Below are 14,032 nucleotides of genomic sequence, written 5' to 3'. Positions count from 1 at the left end.
GCCTCGGTTTTCCAAGGAGTTTCAATGTCTGTAACGCATCGCCTGGATTTGCCGGCCATTGAGCGCGCACTGCGTGAAGTGCAGGATCGCTTTGCCGAGCTGAGCCGGCACTTCACCGAGCCGCGCGATCCCCTGACTGACGAAGTGCTGCACAATGTGCTTGAAGGCTACGCGTTGATTGACGACTATGTCGCACGCGGCGTCGACCTGTTCGATCTGCACCAACTGAACCTGATGCTGGAGATCAACGCCGTTGTACTGTGCGGTACAGACCCGGCGCGCCGGCTGGAATACGCGCAGCACCTGGCAGCGACCGAGGAACACTTCTTCAACAACGTTGAAGGCGGGATCAAGGACCTGTTCAATTGGTACTGTGCGTATCGCAGCGAGTCGGTCTGGAAGCGTGCGGCCGGCGTCTATGTACGCATTCTCAGCAAGCCGCAACTGTTCATTGAAGGCAACAACCGCAGCGGTTCGCTTATTGTCAGCTATTTGCTCATGCGCGCAGGGTTACCGCCCTTCGTGCTGACGCTGGAGAACGCCGAGGGCTATTTCAATCCGTCCTCGGTGATCCGCAACTCTGCAAAGCATGGAGTCAAGGCGTTGTACGAATTGCCCAAGATCAAGAAGAAATACGCGGCCTTTCTGGAACATCAGGCGCCCGCCCCAGGCAAGTTTTTCCTGGGCGACACCCCCCGGCCGCTGCATCAGGGAGGCCATTGATGCGCGCCTTTCCACGCATGCGTATTTCCTTCGATATCGACGACACCCTGGCCTGCCAGCAGCATCACTGCGCGGCGGAAACCAGCCGGCTGCCGGCCTGCGTGCATCGATGGCTGGGCGAGCCGCTGCGCGTGGGTACCCGCGCGCTGATCCGCGAACTGCGTCGCCAGGGCTGCAGTGTCTGGGTTTATACATCGTCCGGCCGCACGCCGTCCTACATCCGCCGCTGGCTGTTGCTCTACGGCATCCGTGTGGACGGTGTGGTCAACAGTGTGCTGCATAACCGCGCCCTGACGGTGCACGGCCTGTCCAATGCGCCGTCGAAGTACCCGCCGGCGTTCGACATCGACCTGCACGTCGATGATTCCGAGGGCGTGCGCATCGAAGGTGAGGATCACGGGTTCCGCGTGGTAGTGGTTGACCCGCAGGATGCCCGCTGGACGCACAAGGTTCTGCACGCCGCTGCCCTGGTGCAGGGGCAGCTCGTCTGGCAGCAACTGATCAGACGCCCGCGGCCCGCCCGCCAGCGCACCCGCTCACTTGTATAAAATCGCCTGATGAATGTCCTGCAGCGCCATGATGCGCTGCGCGGCATTGAGCTTGATCGCCTCCTTGGGCATGCCGAACACCACGCAACTGGCCTCGTCCTGAGCCACCGTGGCGGCGCCGGCGTCGAGCATTTCCTTCAAGCCTCGCGCGCCGTCGTCGCCCATGCCGGTCATGATGATGCCGGTGGCGTTCTTGCCGGCAAAACGCGCCACCGAGCGAAACAGCACATCCACTGACGGACGATGGCGGTTGACCAGCGGGCCGTCGATCACCTGCGCGTGGTAGTAGGCGCCGCTGCGAGTGACCATCAGGTGCTTGCCACCGGGGGCGATCAGCGCCAGGCCCGGCAGAATGCGGTCGTTGTTGCGCGCCTCGCGCACTTCGATCTGGCACACGCTGTTGAGGCGTTCGGCAAAGGACGCGGTGAATTTTTCCGGCATGTGCTGCACGATCACCATCCCCGGGCACACCCTCGGCAACGCGGTCAACACGGCCTCCAGCGCCTGGGTGCCGCCGGTGGAGGTGCCGATGGCGACGATGCGCTCGGTGGTCTGGGCCATGGCATGGCCGCTGGCGGCGGGCAGGATCGCGTCGGCGCTGAGCTTGCTGACCGGGGCGGGCGCGGCGGCTGGCCTGACGGCGCGTTTGCCGAGGTTCTTGACGTTGGAGTTGGCCGCCGCGCGGATCGCCGCCACCAGTTCGGCGGCCGAGTCGATCAGGAAATTCTTCAGCCCGGTGGTGGGTTTGGTGATGATTTCCACGGCGCCAGCCGACAGTGCCTGCAACGAGGTTTCCGCGCCTTTCTGGGTCAGCGAGGAGCAGATCACCACGGGCGTCGGGCGTTCACTCATGATTTTGCGCAGAAACGTGATGCCGTCCATACGCGGCATTTCCACGTCCAGCACGATCACGTCCGGCCATTCGCGGGCGAGCTTGTCCATGGCGAAAATCGGGTCGGACGCCGCGCCCATCACATGGATGTCCGGCGTGTCGTTGAGGATCGCCAACAGCACCTGGCGCACCACGGCCGAGTCATCGACCAGCAGCACGCTGATTTTTTTGGTAGGCATTTATTGGAGTGTTCCCATTGGTTGGTGCCGGACCCAGACGTTGCCGTTCCACAGGTCGAATACAATCGTGCGATAGCCGGTGCTGCCCATGTCCTGTGCGGTCAGGTGCAGGTGATGGCGCTCGGTCAGGGCCAGCGCCGCGCGGATATTCAGGCTGGCCACGTCCTGGTCCGGCAGGCGGCGCTGCTGTTCGGGGAACATCTCGCCGCCGCCGAACAGCTTGACCTGATAGTCCTGCGCCCGCGTGCCATTGACGTAGGCGTGGTGCAGCAGCAGTTCGAGCGCCTCATCGCCATACTTGCCGTCCAGCGGCTGGCCTTTTCGCAAACGCGCCGGCAGCATGAAATGGCACATGCCGCCGATGCGCCGTTGCGGGTGCCAGAAGGTGAATGCCACGCAGGAGCCCAGCAGGGTGCGCAGGCGCGTGGGCCGTGTGGCAAAGCTCACCTGACCTGGCGCCAATACCACTTCTGGCGCATCGACGGGCTTTTTCATGGCTTGCGGTAAATCGAAGGCGCCACCAGCTTCAACGTGTCGTTGACGCCGTTGAGGCTTTCCGAGTGGCTGATGATGAAATGCCCGCCGGGTCTGAGCAGTGGCAACAGGCGCGCGACCACCTGGCTTTTGGTCTGCTGATCGAAATAGATCATCACGTTGCGCAGGAATATCACGTCGAACTCGCCCAGGCCGGGCAGCGGCTCGTTGAGGTTGACCTGCACGAAATTGACCCGGCTGCGCAAACGCTTGTCGATCAGGAAGGTGCCCTCCTGGCGTCCGATGCCCTTGAGGCAGTATTTGCTCAACAGCGGCTGGGGCAGGGTGCCGGCGCGCTCCATGGCGTAATGCCCGCTGCGTGCCTTGGCCAGCACCTGGGTGCTGATGTCCGAGCCGATCACTTCCCACGGCGTGGTGCCCAGGCCTTCTGCCAGGGTCATCGCCAGGCTGTAGGGCTCTTCGCCGGAGGAACTGGCCGCGCTCCACACGCGAAACAGCTTGCCCGGCGCCGCCTTGGGCAGCACCTGCTGACGCAGGAAGTCAAAATGCTTGGGCTCGCGGAAAAAATAAGTTTCGTTGGTGGTGAGCAAATCCAGCGCGACCTGCAGTTCGCCCTTGCGCTGGTCGCTCATGATCAGCTTGAAGTACTCCCCATAGCTCTCCAACTCATAATGCTTGAGGCGTTTGAACAGGCGTCCGGCCACCAGCGCCTTTTTTGCCGGCGACAGGTTGATGCCGGCCGCGCGGTACAGCCAGGACTGGAACTGACCGAACTCGCGGTCATCAAGCGACGAGGTATCTGGCATGACCGGGCCTCAACGCGCGTCGGCATCGAGTGCCGGCGCCTGGCCAGCCTCGGCGAGGCTGGACATCTCGTCGATGGACAGCACCTTGTCCACCTCCAGCACGATCACGAACTTGCCTTCGACCTTGGCCATGCCGCTGATGAAATCGGCGCGAATACGCGCGCCGAAGCTGGGCGGTGGCTCGATCTGCGCGGCCGGGATTTCCTGCACCGCCGACACGGTGTCCACCAGTAGCCCGATGTCCTGGGGCTGACCGTCTTCGGTACGGGCTTCGATGATGACCACGCAGGAGCGCCGGGTGATGGCCGAGTTCTGCCGGCCAAAGCGCGCCGACAGGTCCACCACTGGCACCACAGCGCCACGCAGGTTGATCACGCCACGCACGAACGCGGGCATCATCGGCACCACCGTCAGGCTGCCGTATTCGATAATTTCCTTGATGCCTAGAATACCGATGGCGAACATCTCGCCGCCGAGCATGAAGGTCAGGTATTGCGCGTCCTCGTCGACCGCAACCGCGGTATGACGGGAAGGGGTTACTGCGCCCATGTGATTCTCCCTGTGAGCCCGTAGCGTCGCGTGCGATCAGAAACGGGTGAATTCCGATTCGTCGGGGGCGCTGGCCATGTTGTAGGCAAATGCCTTGCGCGGTGCCGGCGCCGCCGGACGCGGTGGCTGGCGGTTGGGCTTGTTGCCGGTGTCAACCGCGCTGCTCTGCACCGTGGCTCTGGGTGACGCGTCGAGCACGAAGAAGCTCATGGCCTGTTGCAGTTGCTCGGCCTGGCTGCTCATTTCTTCGGCGGTGGCGGCCAGTTCCTCGCTGCTCGAGGCGTTCTGCTGCGTCACCTGGTTGAGCTGGGTCATCGCCGTGTTGATCTGCGCGACACCGGCAGCCTGCTCCTCGGAGGCGGCGCTGATTTCCTGCACCAGGTCGGAGGTCTTGTTGATCGACGGCACCATTTCGCCGAGCAGCTTGCCGGCCGTCTCGGCCATCTCCACGCTGCTGGACGACAACTCGCCGATTTCCTGCGCGGCCACCTGGCTGCGCTCGGCCAGCTTGCGCACCTCGGCGGCCACCACCGCGAAGCCCTTGCCATGCTCGCCAGCCCGCGCCGCTTCGATGGCCGCGTTAAGGGCCAACAGGTTGGTCTGGTAGGCGATGTCATCGATGATGCTGATGCGCTGGGCGATTTTCTTCATCGCCACCACGGTCTGTTGCACCGATTCACCGCCTTCGGTGGCTTCCTTGGCAGCCTTGCTGGCCATGCCGTCGGTGACCTTGGCGTTCTCGGTGTTCTGGTTGATGCTGGCGCTCATCTGCTCCACCGACGCGCTGGTTTCTTCGACGCTGGCGGCTTGTTCGCTGGTGGCCTGGCTCATTGATTGCGCGGTGGCGCTGACCTGTTCCGAGGCGCTGGCGAGGTTATCGGCGGCGTTGCGCACTTCGCCGATGATATGCGCCAGTTTGCCGACCATGTTGCGCATGGCATTGAGCACCATGCCGGTTTCATCCTTGGCGCCGCTGTCGATATGAGCGTTGAGGTTGCCCTCGGCCAGTTGCTCGGCGGCGGTCGCCGCCTGTCGCAACGGGCGCGAGATGATCCGCGCGATGAACAGCGCCAGGCCCAGGCCAATCAGCAGCGCCGCGACCAATGCAGCAATGATCGACAGGCGCGCGTTTTCATACAACGCCGTGCCTTTGTCACCCGCGACCGTGGCGCCGGTGTCATTGAGCTCGACCATTTTTTGCAGGTTGCTGACTGCCTCTTCAAAGCGCAGCTTGGACTCGCCCTTGAGCATTGCCCGCGCCGCAGTTTCCTGGTTCTGCCGGGACAGCTCCAGCAATTGCTTGCTGCTGGCCAGATAGGCGTCCCAACTGGTGTTCACGCTGTTGAAAAACTGACGATCGTCATCGCTGACGATCAGCTTTTCGTAGGTGTCCATACGGGTTTCGAGTTGCTGGTTCGCTTCGGCGGCCTCTCGCTCCATCTGTGCCTTTTCCTCGACGGTGTCGGCGCTGAGATGGCGGTATTCCTTCAGGCGATAGTTGGCGGCATAAAAACGCATGCCGGCCGCTGCGCGCACCGATGGCAACCAGTTGCTCTTGATGTCCTGAGCGGCCTGGTTGACGGCACCCAGCTGCATGATGGCGAAAACGCCCATGCCCGCCGTCAGCGCCAGGACCAGCAGGAACGAGCTGATCAGCTTGGTGGAAATTTTAAGATCGTAGAACCATTTCATCGGAGAACCTCCATGGAGTTGCAAATACATCAGCGGACGACGACCGAGGGCGACTGAGGCGCCTGGGCTGTACGGGCTTCCAGTTGTACGATTTGGCTGAGCAGGGCGGGCACGTCCAGAATCAACGCCACGGCACCGCTGCCCAGGATGGTTGAGCCGCTGATGCCGCGCAGTGCGCCAAACAGCTTGCCCAGGGGTTTGATCACGGTCTGGAACTCGCCGAGCAGGTCATCCACCACCAGCCCGGCCTTGTGCTCGGCGTAACGCACCACCACCACATTCTGGCGCCGCGCCGGCGGGCCTTCGTGGCTGAAGTGCTCACGCAGGTCCACCAGCGGCAACACCTCGCCGCGCAGGTCCAGATAACCCTGGTCGCGGCTCGACTGGCGCTGGTGTTCGTCCAGCTCGATGCATTCCTGCACCATGTCCAGCGGAATCACGTAGGTGGACTGATCGATGCCGACCAGAAAACCGTTGATGATCGCCAGGGTCAGCGGCAGGCGAATACGCACCACCGTGCCCTGGCCGGGGCGACTGTCCAGATCGACGGTGCCGCGCAGCAGAGTGATATTGCGCTTGACCACGTCCATGCCCACGCCGCGCCCGGATAGGTTGGTGACCGCCTCGGCGGTGGAAAACCCGGCCTCGAAGATCAGGTTGTAAATCTCCTGATCGGTGAGCTGCGCGCCGCTGGCGACCAGCCCGCGCTCCTGGGCTTTTTCGAGGATGCGCTCGCGGTTGAGCCCGGCGCCGTCGTCGGCGATTTCGATGACGATGCTGCCGGAGTCGTGGTAGGCATTCAGGCTCAGGTGGCCCTTGCTCGGTTTGCCCGCCGCGTGCCGCGCTGCGGCATTTTCGATGCCGTGGTCCATGGCATTGCGCAGCAGGTGCATCAGCGGGTCGCCGATCTTTTCCACCACCGTTTTGTCCAGTTCGGTTTCCGCGCCACTGATGAGCAGGTCGATGTCCTTGCCCAGTTCCTGGCTGACGTCGCGCACCACGCGGCGAAAGCGGTTGAAGGTGTCGCCGATGGGGATCATGCGCAGGTGCAGGGCGCCATCGAGAATCTCTTCCACCAGCCCGGAGACGGTGGACGTGGCCTCCTGCAACGGGTCGTTGTTGCACGAACGCGCCAGCAGGCTGGCGCCGGCGCTGGCGATCACCAGTTCGCCGACCAGGTTGATCAGCTCGTCGAGTTTGTCGGCGTTGACCCTCACATAGTTGCCATCGCGGGGTTTTGTCTCGCTGCTCGTTGCCACACGCTGGGGCGCCGGCGTCAAGTGTTCCGATTGCGCCACCAGTTCGGTGCCGCTGGGCGGCTCCTCAAACGGTGTGTCGTCGATGGCGCTGATGTGCACTTCACAGTCGTCGCGCACGAAGTCGAAGACTTCATTGAGCGTGGCGTGGCTGGCCGCCGAGCGCAGGTCTATCTCAAAGCCCAGGTAGCAGCTTTCCGCGTCCCAACTGTCCAGCGGCGGAAGGCGGTCGGTCAGGGTGGTGACCTGCAGTATCCGGCCCAGGGTGTCGAGGTAGCGCAGGAAGGACAGCGGGTCCATGCCGTTGCGGAACACGTCCACGCCAAAACGCAGGGAAATGTGCCACAGCACGTCGCCCTGGGTGTCGTTGACCACGGCAGTCATCGGCATGCCGGCCACCGCGTGGTCCGCGCCCTGATAGGCACTCAGCGCCTGGCGCAACGCTGCTTCGCGCTCGAGCGCCGGCGCTTGCAGCGCTTCACCCCGGCTGGCCACCACGTCGATCAGCTCGAGCATGTGATCGCCGGACTTGAGCAGCACCGCGATCAGCGCGGCGTCCACCGCCACACTGGCATCGCGCAGGCGATCCAGCACGTCTTCGACGATATGGGTAAAGCTCACGATCGGCTCCAGGCCGAACAGACCGGCGGAGCCCTTGATGGTGTGTGCGGCGCGGAACACCGCGCCGATGGCATCCTGATCGCCAGGCTCGCTTTCCAGTTGCAGCAGGGATTGCTCCATGGCCTGCAACAATTCGCGTGCCTCGACGATGAACGTCTGTTGTGCCTGATCGAGGTTGATACTCACCTGGACACTCCTTTGTCGTGCATTGAACGGGGAGGCGGGCGCTAGAAGGCGACGCCGCCACACAACGTGAAGGTTTGCTCGACCGCCTGGCTCTGGCCCGCCAGGCTCAGGGCAGTGCCGCGGTGCTCGGCTTCGCGGTGGATCACCGCGAGCAATTGCAGGCCGGCGCCGTCCATCTCGGTGACCTGGGACAGGTCGAGCGCCAGGCGCGGCGCCGTGCCCAGTTGCGGCAGCAGCGCGGCGGCCACCTCGGCCACGGTGTAGATCGTCAGTTCACCGTCGATGCCCACGCAGGTGGTGCCGTCAACGGTTTCGCAGGTAATCGGCATGGGAGGCCCTCCATGGCGCCAGTGGTCAGGGGAGGATCAGTTTGGACACTGCCGCCAGCATCTGCGCCGGCTGGAACGGTTTGACCACCCAGGCCTTGGCACCGGCCGCCTGGCCTTCGGCCTTTTTCGATTCCTGGGACTCGGTGGTCAGCATGATGATCGGCGTGAACTTGTAGTTGGCCAGCTTCTTGACCTCCTTGACAAAGGTGATGCCGTCCATGTTTGGCATGTTCACGTCACTGATGATCAAGTGGACCTTCTGCCCGGTGAGCTTGCCCAGCGCATCCCGGCCGTCGCAGGCCTCGATCACGTCGTAACCGGCGCTTTTCAGGGCAATGCCGACCACTTGCCGCACGCTGCTGGAGTCGTCGACCACTAATACATTCTTCGCCATGGTGTGCTCCTTAAAAGAAGGTGATGTCTTGAGAATTCTGTGACGCGGCCGCTTCGCCATGGTGGGTGCGGCGTTGTTCGTCGGTGGCGTAGGTGGCCTCCATGCTCGCCAGCCATTGGCGCGCATCGACGACCAGCGCCTGGTCCGGCGATTGGCTGGCCTGCAACAGGTGTTCGTGCAGGGCGTGCATGTTGTCGCGCACGTGGCTGAGTATCTGGCTGACCCGGTCCTGGAACTGCAGGTTGACCAGCACCTCAGTCATCTCGTCGCGAATGCCGTAGCTTTCCTGCTTGAGCAGGTCGGCAGAGTCGGCCAGGCGCCCGGTGATGTTCTGGAAGCGCTCGAGCACCTGCTGGATGCTCTGCTCGGACGCGGCAACGGAATGGCTGTCCTGGTCGGCACTGCTGGACGCCGCCTGCACCAGTTGGGTGATGGCGTTATTGATGATGTCGACCTTGGCCGACATCTGCTGGCCGGTCTCGCTGGATTTGCTCGACAGACTGCGCACCGCATCGGCTACCACCGCAAAGCCGCGACCGGCTTCTCCGGCGCGTGCGGCCTCGATGGCGGCGTTGAGCGCCAGCAGGTTGGTCTGCGCGGCAATGGCCGCGACATCGGCGGCCATGGTGCGCAGCTCGCCGGTATAGGCCGTGAGGCTGCGCACCTGGGTCAGGGTCTGGTCACGGCTGGTTTGGGTGGCCTTGAGCGAATCGATCACCTGGCTCAGCTCGCTGTCGCTGCTGGCCAGCTCCTTGAGCGCGCCCTCGGCGGCCTGCCCATCCAGCTCGCCAGCGGCGTGCTGCGAGGCCTGCACGGTGTCCTGCAACCGCGCGGAAATCCCGGTGAACCGATTGGCCAGGCTCACGATCGCGTCTTCGGTCTGCTGCCGCGAGCTTTCCACTTGTTTGGCCCAGATCGGCATGGCGCCGAGCAGGATCTCGTCGAGCTGCGTGCGTGAATCCACACCCTGCAAGCCGGCCTGCGCCGCTGAATCCTCTGCCAGCGCGACGGCGCGGTGCACGGCGTCGCGCTGGGCACGGGCACTCCAGGCGCAGGCGCCGAGGCCGACCAACACCAGCACGGCGCAGGCCGCAAGGTTGGCCGGGGCAGTGGACTGCGACAGTATCCAGATGACAGCGGGGATGACCGGGATGAAAGCAAACCAACAAAAACGCGGATGACCGGCAAGGGCAGTACGGCTGGGTTGACTCGGGGGCATGAGTTCGATCCTTGAACAGTGTTGCGGATGTAAACGACATAGGGGTTATCTGCGCGGTGCGTCACAACTTTAGACGTCTGCGTGTGCCTTCCGTCTGGTTTATGAACGTCGTGTGACCGGTCAGTGTCGAAATTTCACTGTGGCGAGCGGGCTTGCCCCGGGTTGGGCTGCGCAGCAGACCCAAAACCATGCTCTGCATAGTGTCAGGTAGACCGAGAGACTCTTAATTGGGGGCGCTTCGCGCTCCAACGCGGGGCAAGCCCGCTCGCCACAACAAACCTGCTTGCCACAATAAGTCAGCTCGCCGCAAATAAACGCTGTTGTTGCGCGCTACATTCGATTGATACTTCTGCCTTATTCAAGTGTCCATTTGAATGTGCCGCACAATTATCCACTCTCCAGGAAATGCCCATGTCCAAGCTCGCCGAATTCCGCCAACTCGAAAAACATCTCGCCGAACAACTTCAAGCGCTGGAGAACTTAAAAGGCGATGCCGGTCTTAAGAAAGAAATTGAATTCGAAACCAAGCTTCGCGATTTGCTCGCCAAGTACAGCTACAGCCTCAAGGATGTGATCAACTTGCTGGATCCGCAAAGCGGCCGACGTGCTCCGGTGGCTGCACCCAAGGCAGGCACGCGCAAAGCCCGCCAGGTGAAGGTCTACAAGAATCCGCACACGGGGGAGACGATTGAAACCAAGGGTGGCAATCACAAAGGCTTGAAAGAGTGGAAAGCCGAACATGGCGCCGACACTGTCGAGTCATGGCTGAGCAAGTAATACTTGAGTGTACAAAAGGGGCCTGCAATGGCCCCTTTTTTCGGCTTCAACTTTTATTGCGTCGGCAGCGCTCCGCGCAATAACACACGTCTGTCCATCACGTATTCGAAAAGTAGCCAATAGTGCGCAACTGCAGGCTGTAAACCCAGATCCCGAAAACCAGCGCGTATTCCTTGAACATCGGAAGCGTCAGCAGGTGGACGATAGAGTCGCTGCCCATCTGAGCTTGCAACATCTTGAGACGAGCACCGCAGCGCTTTTTCAGTACGGATACAGCAACGCTTTTCGACGACTGACACGTCTGGATCAAGGGTTCTGGCGCCATCGGGGTTGTCACGCACAGTTTTGGCGTCTACTCTGGAAATGTATGAATTGTTACGAACAATTTCGGAAGCGCCCGTTTTTGCGGCGCGATACTTCAGGACGAGGAACGAAAGATGTTTTCACATGAAGGTCCCGCGATAGAGCTGTTGCTGTTTATTTTTGGTCTGGCCGGTGTGGTGCTGGTCGTGTGGTTTATCCACCATCAATACGAGCGAAAGAACGGGAAAGGCGTTAAAAAACAACAAAACCGAAGCGAGGGCCGCTCAACGTAAGTGCCTGGCAGCCCTTGCATCCGAGCCAGTCGCCAGCGACTGGCTTTCGCGTTTTTATAAGCTATTTGTAGTTGTAGATTGTCGCGAGGGCCACCACGCGGCCTTTGAGATCGCTGGTATTGAAGCGTATTGCAGGATCAATATCCGCGACGCCGTGCATCGTAGAGCCGTCATATACAAGGATGTCGCCAGCCTGGCTTGTGGACTCGGTATCGACGAATTGCTCGTCCTTCATAACGAACGCACCGCCCTGTTGGTAGTCGCGTCCTTTCTCCGTCAGAAGCATCACCAGCTGTATATAAGGCCCTGACCCTTTCTGCAGATTTTCCTCGGCACGGGAGTCTGTGTGTGCACCCATGAAACCGCCGCCGGCGGGGTAGATCTGCAGGCGACATGCGTTGAATCGCGATGGCATGAGATCTTCATCTTTTTGCCTGGCACGGCCGGCCAGGATGTCACGCACGTCGATCAGCGTCTCAAAGTGCTTATGCAGCCCGAACATGTCTTCCTGAAACAAGGGGTTGTAAATCGTCAGCATGAACCGCGCAAGATTGCTCTGCGAGGTACTTTGGCCGCCGATGGACCACTTGCTCATGTTCTGGCGGATCTGGGCAGGTGAAACTCCAGAGGAGGCAAGATGTTCTCGGGTGTTCGCATACTCATTTATGGTCACGAGGCATTGGGCGATTTCTGTGCGGCTTATAAGGCCGCGCAATGATGTAAAACCTCTTTGTGCAACGTCGTCGACAATTTTTTGCCGCAGAGCTGCCACATCACCAAGATTAGTGATCAAGTGCATCAGGTGAACCCCTTCGATTTTTCCGCGTAAGCGTTGCGCTGATGACACGTTCATACGTGTCGATCTGCGGGAAAATTCTGAAGGATCCCGTTCCTGCCTTTATGAAACTTGAGGAGGGGAAGATTAAAGAGTTTGTTTTTGTGAAGTCTGTCACTGGAACAGATTCGTACATTTAATTGACGCCACTATATTGCCACTTTATGATCGCCGCCCATTGATGGCACTAGGCCATAAAGAGGGATCTGACAATGTGGCGTTCGTTACACCGGACCGGGCTCAGCCTGCTGTCCGTTTTCTTCTGGCTCACGGCGGCCGCAGCCCCGCAGGACACGCCCGGTGTCACCGATCTGATTCGTGACCGCCAGGACCGTCTGCTCGAAGAACAGCAACGACGCCTCGAAGACCTCAAGGACCTGCCCGGTAAATCCGCAGCGTCCGGCACGCCGGCAACCCCTGTCGACAGCCGTTGCTTCCCGATCAAAACCATCGAACTGGCCGGTGCCGACGCGCTGTCCGAAGGCGAGCGCGCCGAGCTGATCAAGCCCTATATCGGCCAATGCCTGGGCGTGCCGCAATTGAACGCGGTGCTCAAGGTCATCACCGACCGCTACCTCGCCAAAGGCCTGGTCACCAGCCGTGCCTATCTGCCGCAACAGGATCTTTCCAGTGGCCACCTCAAGCTGCAGGTGGTCGAAGGCAGGCTTGAAGGCTTGAAAGGCGCTGAAGGCAGTGGCATCACCGACCGCCAACTGGCGATGAGCTTCCCCGGCAAGCAGGGCCAATTGCTCAACCTGCGGGAAATCGAGCAGATGGTCGACCAGTTGAACCGCCTGCCGTCCAACCAGGCGCAGATGGAGCTGGCACCGGGCAAGACTGTGGGCGGCAGCGACGTGCTGGTCAAGAACACCCCGCAAAAGCCCTGGCGCGTCGGGCTGTCGCGCCACAACGGCGGCCAGCGCAGCACCGGCGAACAGCAGTGGGGCGCCAACCTGGACTGGGATAACCCGCTGGGTCTGGCCGATCAGTTATCCTTGCGCGGCGGCCACGATGCGGTCAGCGATCACCAGCGCACCTCGCGCAACTCGATGCTCAATTACAGCCTGCCGTTCGGCTGGTGGAACCTCACCTACAGCTATTCGGACAGCGAGTACCGCTCCCGGGCCAAGGCCAACGGTTTCAACTTCAAGCAGACCGGCGACAGCCAGAACCACCAACTGCGTCTGGAGCGCGTGATCCACCGCGACGCCCTCAGCAAAACCTCCCTCAGCACCGGCGTGGCCTACCTGCGCACCAACAACTTCATCGAAGACAGCAAGCTGGCCCTGAGCAGCAACCGCCTGAGCGAAGCGCAGTTCGGCATCAACCATGGGCGACGCATCGGCGCGTCGTTTCTCAACATCGACCTGGGCATGCAGGACGGTATCGGTGCCTTCGACGCCCAGGCCAACCACAACCCACGGGCGGGCCAGGCCGATGCGCGCTACCGCAAATACACCGCCACGCTGAGTTACCTGTACCCGTTCAAACTGTGGGGCGAGGCCTTCAGTTTCAGCAGCCTGATGACCGGCCAGCACAGCGAAGACGTGTTGTTCAGCGCGCAGCGCCTGAGCCTCGGCGGGCAATCGTCGGTGCGTGGCTACCGCGACCAGATGCTCTCCGGCGACAGCGGAGGCTACTGGCGCAACGACCTGCGCTGGAGCCGCCCGGTGACCTGGGCCTGGCTGCAACCGCTGTTCAGCGAGTACGGCACCAGCCTGGGTTACGACCAGGGCGTGATCAGCCGCGACCGCTTCAACGGCGACCAGCACGGGCGCATGAGCAGCAATTCCCTTGATCTGTTTGCACGCGGCAAGAACGTCGCGGCCAGCGTGACCTTTGCACATTCTTTGGAACGACCCGGCGTGATCACCGAACGTGAAGCGCCGATTTACTTCCGCCTGGATTTTTTCCTTTAACACCTTTACCGCCTTC

Annotated in this window: 15 protein-coding genes and 1 pseudogene; 5 read left to right on the top strand and 11 right to left on the bottom strand. The window is 61.7% G+C overall.

Features of this window, described 5'->3' with window-relative positions; all coding sequences use genetic code 11:
- Nucleotides 1-24 precede the first annotated feature (24 nt).
- Together VRB54_RS12120 and VRB54_RS12115 are read left to right on the top strand one after the other, a co-directional pair.
- Complete coding sequence (locus VRB54_RS12120; protein WP_338477374.1) at nucleotides 25-723, top strand: hypothetical protein; 699 nt, start codon at nucleotides 25-27, stop codon at nucleotides 721-723.
- Nucleotides 723-1,271: a hypothetical protein gene (locus VRB54_RS12115; protein WP_209982115.1), complete on the top strand. Its 549-nt coding sequence runs from the start codon at nucleotides 723-725 to the stop codon at nucleotides 1,269-1,271. The genes VRB54_RS12120 and VRB54_RS12115 overlap by 1 nt, the downstream gene beginning before the upstream one ends.
- Here VRB54_RS12115 and VRB54_RS12110 read toward each other — a convergent pair.
- From VRB54_RS12110 to VRB54_RS12070, 9 genes and pseudogenes are all read right to left on the bottom strand, one after another.
- A complete protein-coding gene (locus VRB54_RS12110) occupies nucleotides 1,260-2,342 on the bottom strand; it encodes a chemotaxis response regulator protein-glutamate methylesterase (protein WP_338477373.1) in 1,083 nt (360 codons plus the stop codon). The two genes, VRB54_RS12115 and VRB54_RS12110, sit on opposite strands and share 12 nt — an antisense overlap.
- Nucleotides 2,305-2,837: pseudogene (gene cheD, locus VRB54_RS12105) on the bottom strand (chemoreceptor glutamine deamidase CheD). Before cheD ends, VRB54_RS12110 begins: the two are co-directional and overlap by 38 nt.
- Nucleotides 2,834-3,643 (bottom strand): protein-glutamate O-methyltransferase CheR, encoded by an 810-nt coding sequence (locus VRB54_RS12100; protein ID WP_338477372.1) that lies wholly within the window; start codon nucleotides 3,641-3,643, stop codon nucleotides 2,834-2,836. The pseudogene cheD and the gene VRB54_RS12100 overlap by 4 nt, the downstream one beginning before the upstream one ends.
- 9 nt (nucleotides 3,644-3,652) lie before the next feature.
- A complete protein-coding gene (locus VRB54_RS12095; protein ID WP_057010285.1) occupies nucleotides 3,653-4,192 on the bottom strand; it encodes a chemotaxis protein CheW in 540 nt (179 codons plus the stop codon).
- Between the two features lie 36 nt (nucleotides 4,193-4,228).
- Entirely contained in the window at nucleotides 4,229-5,884 is a 1,656-nt protein-coding gene (locus VRB54_RS12090; RefSeq protein WP_338477371.1) for a methyl-accepting chemotaxis protein, read from the bottom strand.
- A gap of 29 nt (nucleotides 5,885-5,913) precedes the next feature.
- Nucleotides 5,914-7,947: a chemotaxis protein CheA gene (locus VRB54_RS12085; protein ID WP_338477370.1), complete on the bottom strand. Its 2,034-nt coding sequence runs from the start codon at nucleotides 7,945-7,947 to the stop codon at nucleotides 5,914-5,916.
- 41 nt (nucleotides 7,948-7,988) lie between these two features.
- Nucleotides 7,989-8,276: an STAS domain-containing protein gene (locus VRB54_RS12080; protein WP_338477369.1), complete on the bottom strand. Its 288-nt coding sequence runs from the start codon at nucleotides 8,274-8,276 to the stop codon at nucleotides 7,989-7,991.
- A gap of 25 nt (nucleotides 8,277-8,301) precedes the next feature.
- Complete coding sequence (locus VRB54_RS12075; protein ID WP_024076566.1) at nucleotides 8,302-8,670, bottom strand: response regulator; 369 nt, start codon at nucleotides 8,668-8,670, stop codon at nucleotides 8,302-8,304.
- 10 nt (nucleotides 8,671-8,680) lie between these two features.
- Nucleotides 8,681-9,592, bottom strand: coding sequence for a methyl-accepting chemotaxis protein (locus tag VRB54_RS12070; RefSeq protein ID WP_422396105.1), 912 nt, complete (start codon nucleotides 9,590-9,592; stop codon nucleotides 8,681-8,683).
- 708 nt (nucleotides 9,593-10,300) lie between these two features.
- On the opposite strand from VRB54_RS12070, the gene VRB54_RS12065 reads away from it, so the two are divergent.
- Nucleotides 10,301-10,666, top strand: coding sequence for a histone-like nucleoid-structuring protein, MvaT/MvaU family (locus VRB54_RS12065; RefSeq protein ID WP_231421315.1), 366 nt, complete (start codon nucleotides 10,301-10,303; stop codon nucleotides 10,664-10,666).
- Between the two features lie 97 nt (nucleotides 10,667-10,763).
- Here VRB54_RS12065 and VRB54_RS12060 read toward each other — a convergent pair whose 3' ends face one another.
- Nucleotides 10,764-10,991 (bottom strand): hypothetical protein, encoded by a 228-nt coding sequence (locus VRB54_RS12060; RefSeq protein WP_338477367.1) that lies wholly within the window; start codon nucleotides 10,989-10,991, stop codon nucleotides 10,764-10,766.
- A 112-nt stretch (nucleotides 10,992-11,103) separates the two neighbouring features.
- Here VRB54_RS12060 and VRB54_RS12055 point away from each other — a divergent pair, with 112 nt between their 5' ends.
- The gene (locus VRB54_RS12055) at nucleotides 11,104-11,262 is read left to right on the top strand and encodes a hypothetical protein (protein ID WP_169793821.1); all 159 of its coding nucleotides are present in this window, start codon (nucleotides 11,104-11,106) and stop codon (nucleotides 11,260-11,262) included.
- Between the two features lie 61 nt (nucleotides 11,263-11,323).
- Here VRB54_RS12055 and VRB54_RS12050 read toward each other — a convergent pair whose 3' ends face one another.
- Nucleotides 11,324-12,061 carry a hypothetical protein gene (locus VRB54_RS12050; RefSeq protein ID WP_338477365.1) on the bottom strand — a complete coding sequence of 246 codons (738 nt, stop codon included), beginning with the start codon at nucleotides 12,059-12,061 and terminating at the stop codon, nucleotides 11,324-11,326.
- A gap of 248 nt (nucleotides 12,062-12,309) precedes the next feature.
- On the opposite strand from VRB54_RS12050, the gene VRB54_RS12045 reads away from it, so the two are divergent.
- Nucleotides 12,310-14,016: a ShlB/FhaC/HecB family hemolysin secretion/activation protein gene (locus VRB54_RS12045; RefSeq protein ID WP_338477364.1), complete on the top strand. Its 1,707-nt coding sequence runs from the start codon at nucleotides 12,310-12,312 to the stop codon at nucleotides 14,014-14,016.
- The last annotated feature ends 16 nt before the right edge of the window (nucleotides 14,017-14,032 follow it).

It is taken from the genome of Pseudomonas trivialis (genome assembly GCF_036864995.1).
GTDB lineage: Bacteria > Pseudomonadota > Gammaproteobacteria > Pseudomonadales > Pseudomonadaceae > Aquipseudomonas > Aquipseudomonas trivialis.
The sequence above is the reverse complement of the archived record's forward strand: the minus strand, read 5'-3'. Positions and strand labels throughout refer to the sequence as shown.

Excerpts from the sequence above, each read along its gene's own strand:
- VRB54_RS12110 (WP_338477373.1), bottom strand. The coding sequence starts at position 2,342 with ATGCCTACCAAAAAAATCAGCGTGCTGCTGGTCGATGACTCGGCCGTG.
- VRB54_RS12120 (WP_338477374.1), top strand. The coding sequence starts at position 25 with ATGTCTGTAACGCATCGCCTGGATTTGCCGGCCATTGAGCGCGCACTG.
- VRB54_RS12115 (WP_209982115.1), top strand. The coding sequence starts at position 723 with ATGCGCGCCTTTCCACGCATGCGTATTTCCTTCGATATCGACGACACC.
- VRB54_RS12090 (WP_338477371.1), bottom strand. The coding sequence starts at position 5,884 with ATGAAATGGTTCTACGATCTTAAAATTTCCACCAAGCTGATCAGCTCG.
- VRB54_RS12075 (WP_024076566.1), bottom strand. The coding sequence starts at position 8,670 with ATGGCGAAGAATGTATTAGTGGTCGACGACTCCAGCAGCGTGCGGCAA.
- VRB54_RS12065 (WP_231421315.1), top strand. The coding sequence starts at position 10,301 with ATGTCCAAGCTCGCCGAATTCCGCCAACTCGAAAAACATCTCGCCGAA.
- VRB54_RS12100 (WP_338477372.1), bottom strand. The coding sequence starts at position 3,643 with ATGCCAGATACCTCGTCGCTTGATGACCGCGAGTTCGGTCAGTTCCAG.
- VRB54_RS12070 (WP_422396105.1), bottom strand. The coding sequence starts at position 9,592 with ATGCCGATCTGGGCCAAACAAGTGGAAAGCTCGCGGCAGCAGACCGAA.
- VRB54_RS12080 (WP_338477369.1), bottom strand. The coding sequence starts at position 8,276 with ATGCCGATTACCTGCGAAACCGTTGACGGCACCACCTGCGTGGGCATC.
- VRB54_RS12060 (WP_338477367.1), bottom strand. The coding sequence starts at position 10,991 with ATGGCGCCAGAACCCTTGATCCAGACGTGTCAGTCGTCGAAAAGCGTT.
- VRB54_RS12045 (WP_338477364.1), top strand. The coding sequence starts at position 12,310 with ATGTGGCGTTCGTTACACCGGACCGGGCTCAGCCTGCTGTCCGTTTTC.
- VRB54_RS12055 (WP_169793821.1), top strand. The coding sequence starts at position 11,104 with ATGTTTTCACATGAAGGTCCCGCGATAGAGCTGTTGCTGTTTATTTTT.
- VRB54_RS12095 (WP_057010285.1), bottom strand. The coding sequence starts at position 4,192 with ATGGGCGCAGTAACCCCTTCCCGTCATACCGCGGTTGCGGTCGACGAG.
- VRB54_RS12050 (WP_338477365.1), bottom strand. The coding sequence starts at position 12,061 with ATGCACTTGATCACTAATCTTGGTGATGTGGCAGCTCTGCGGCAAAAA.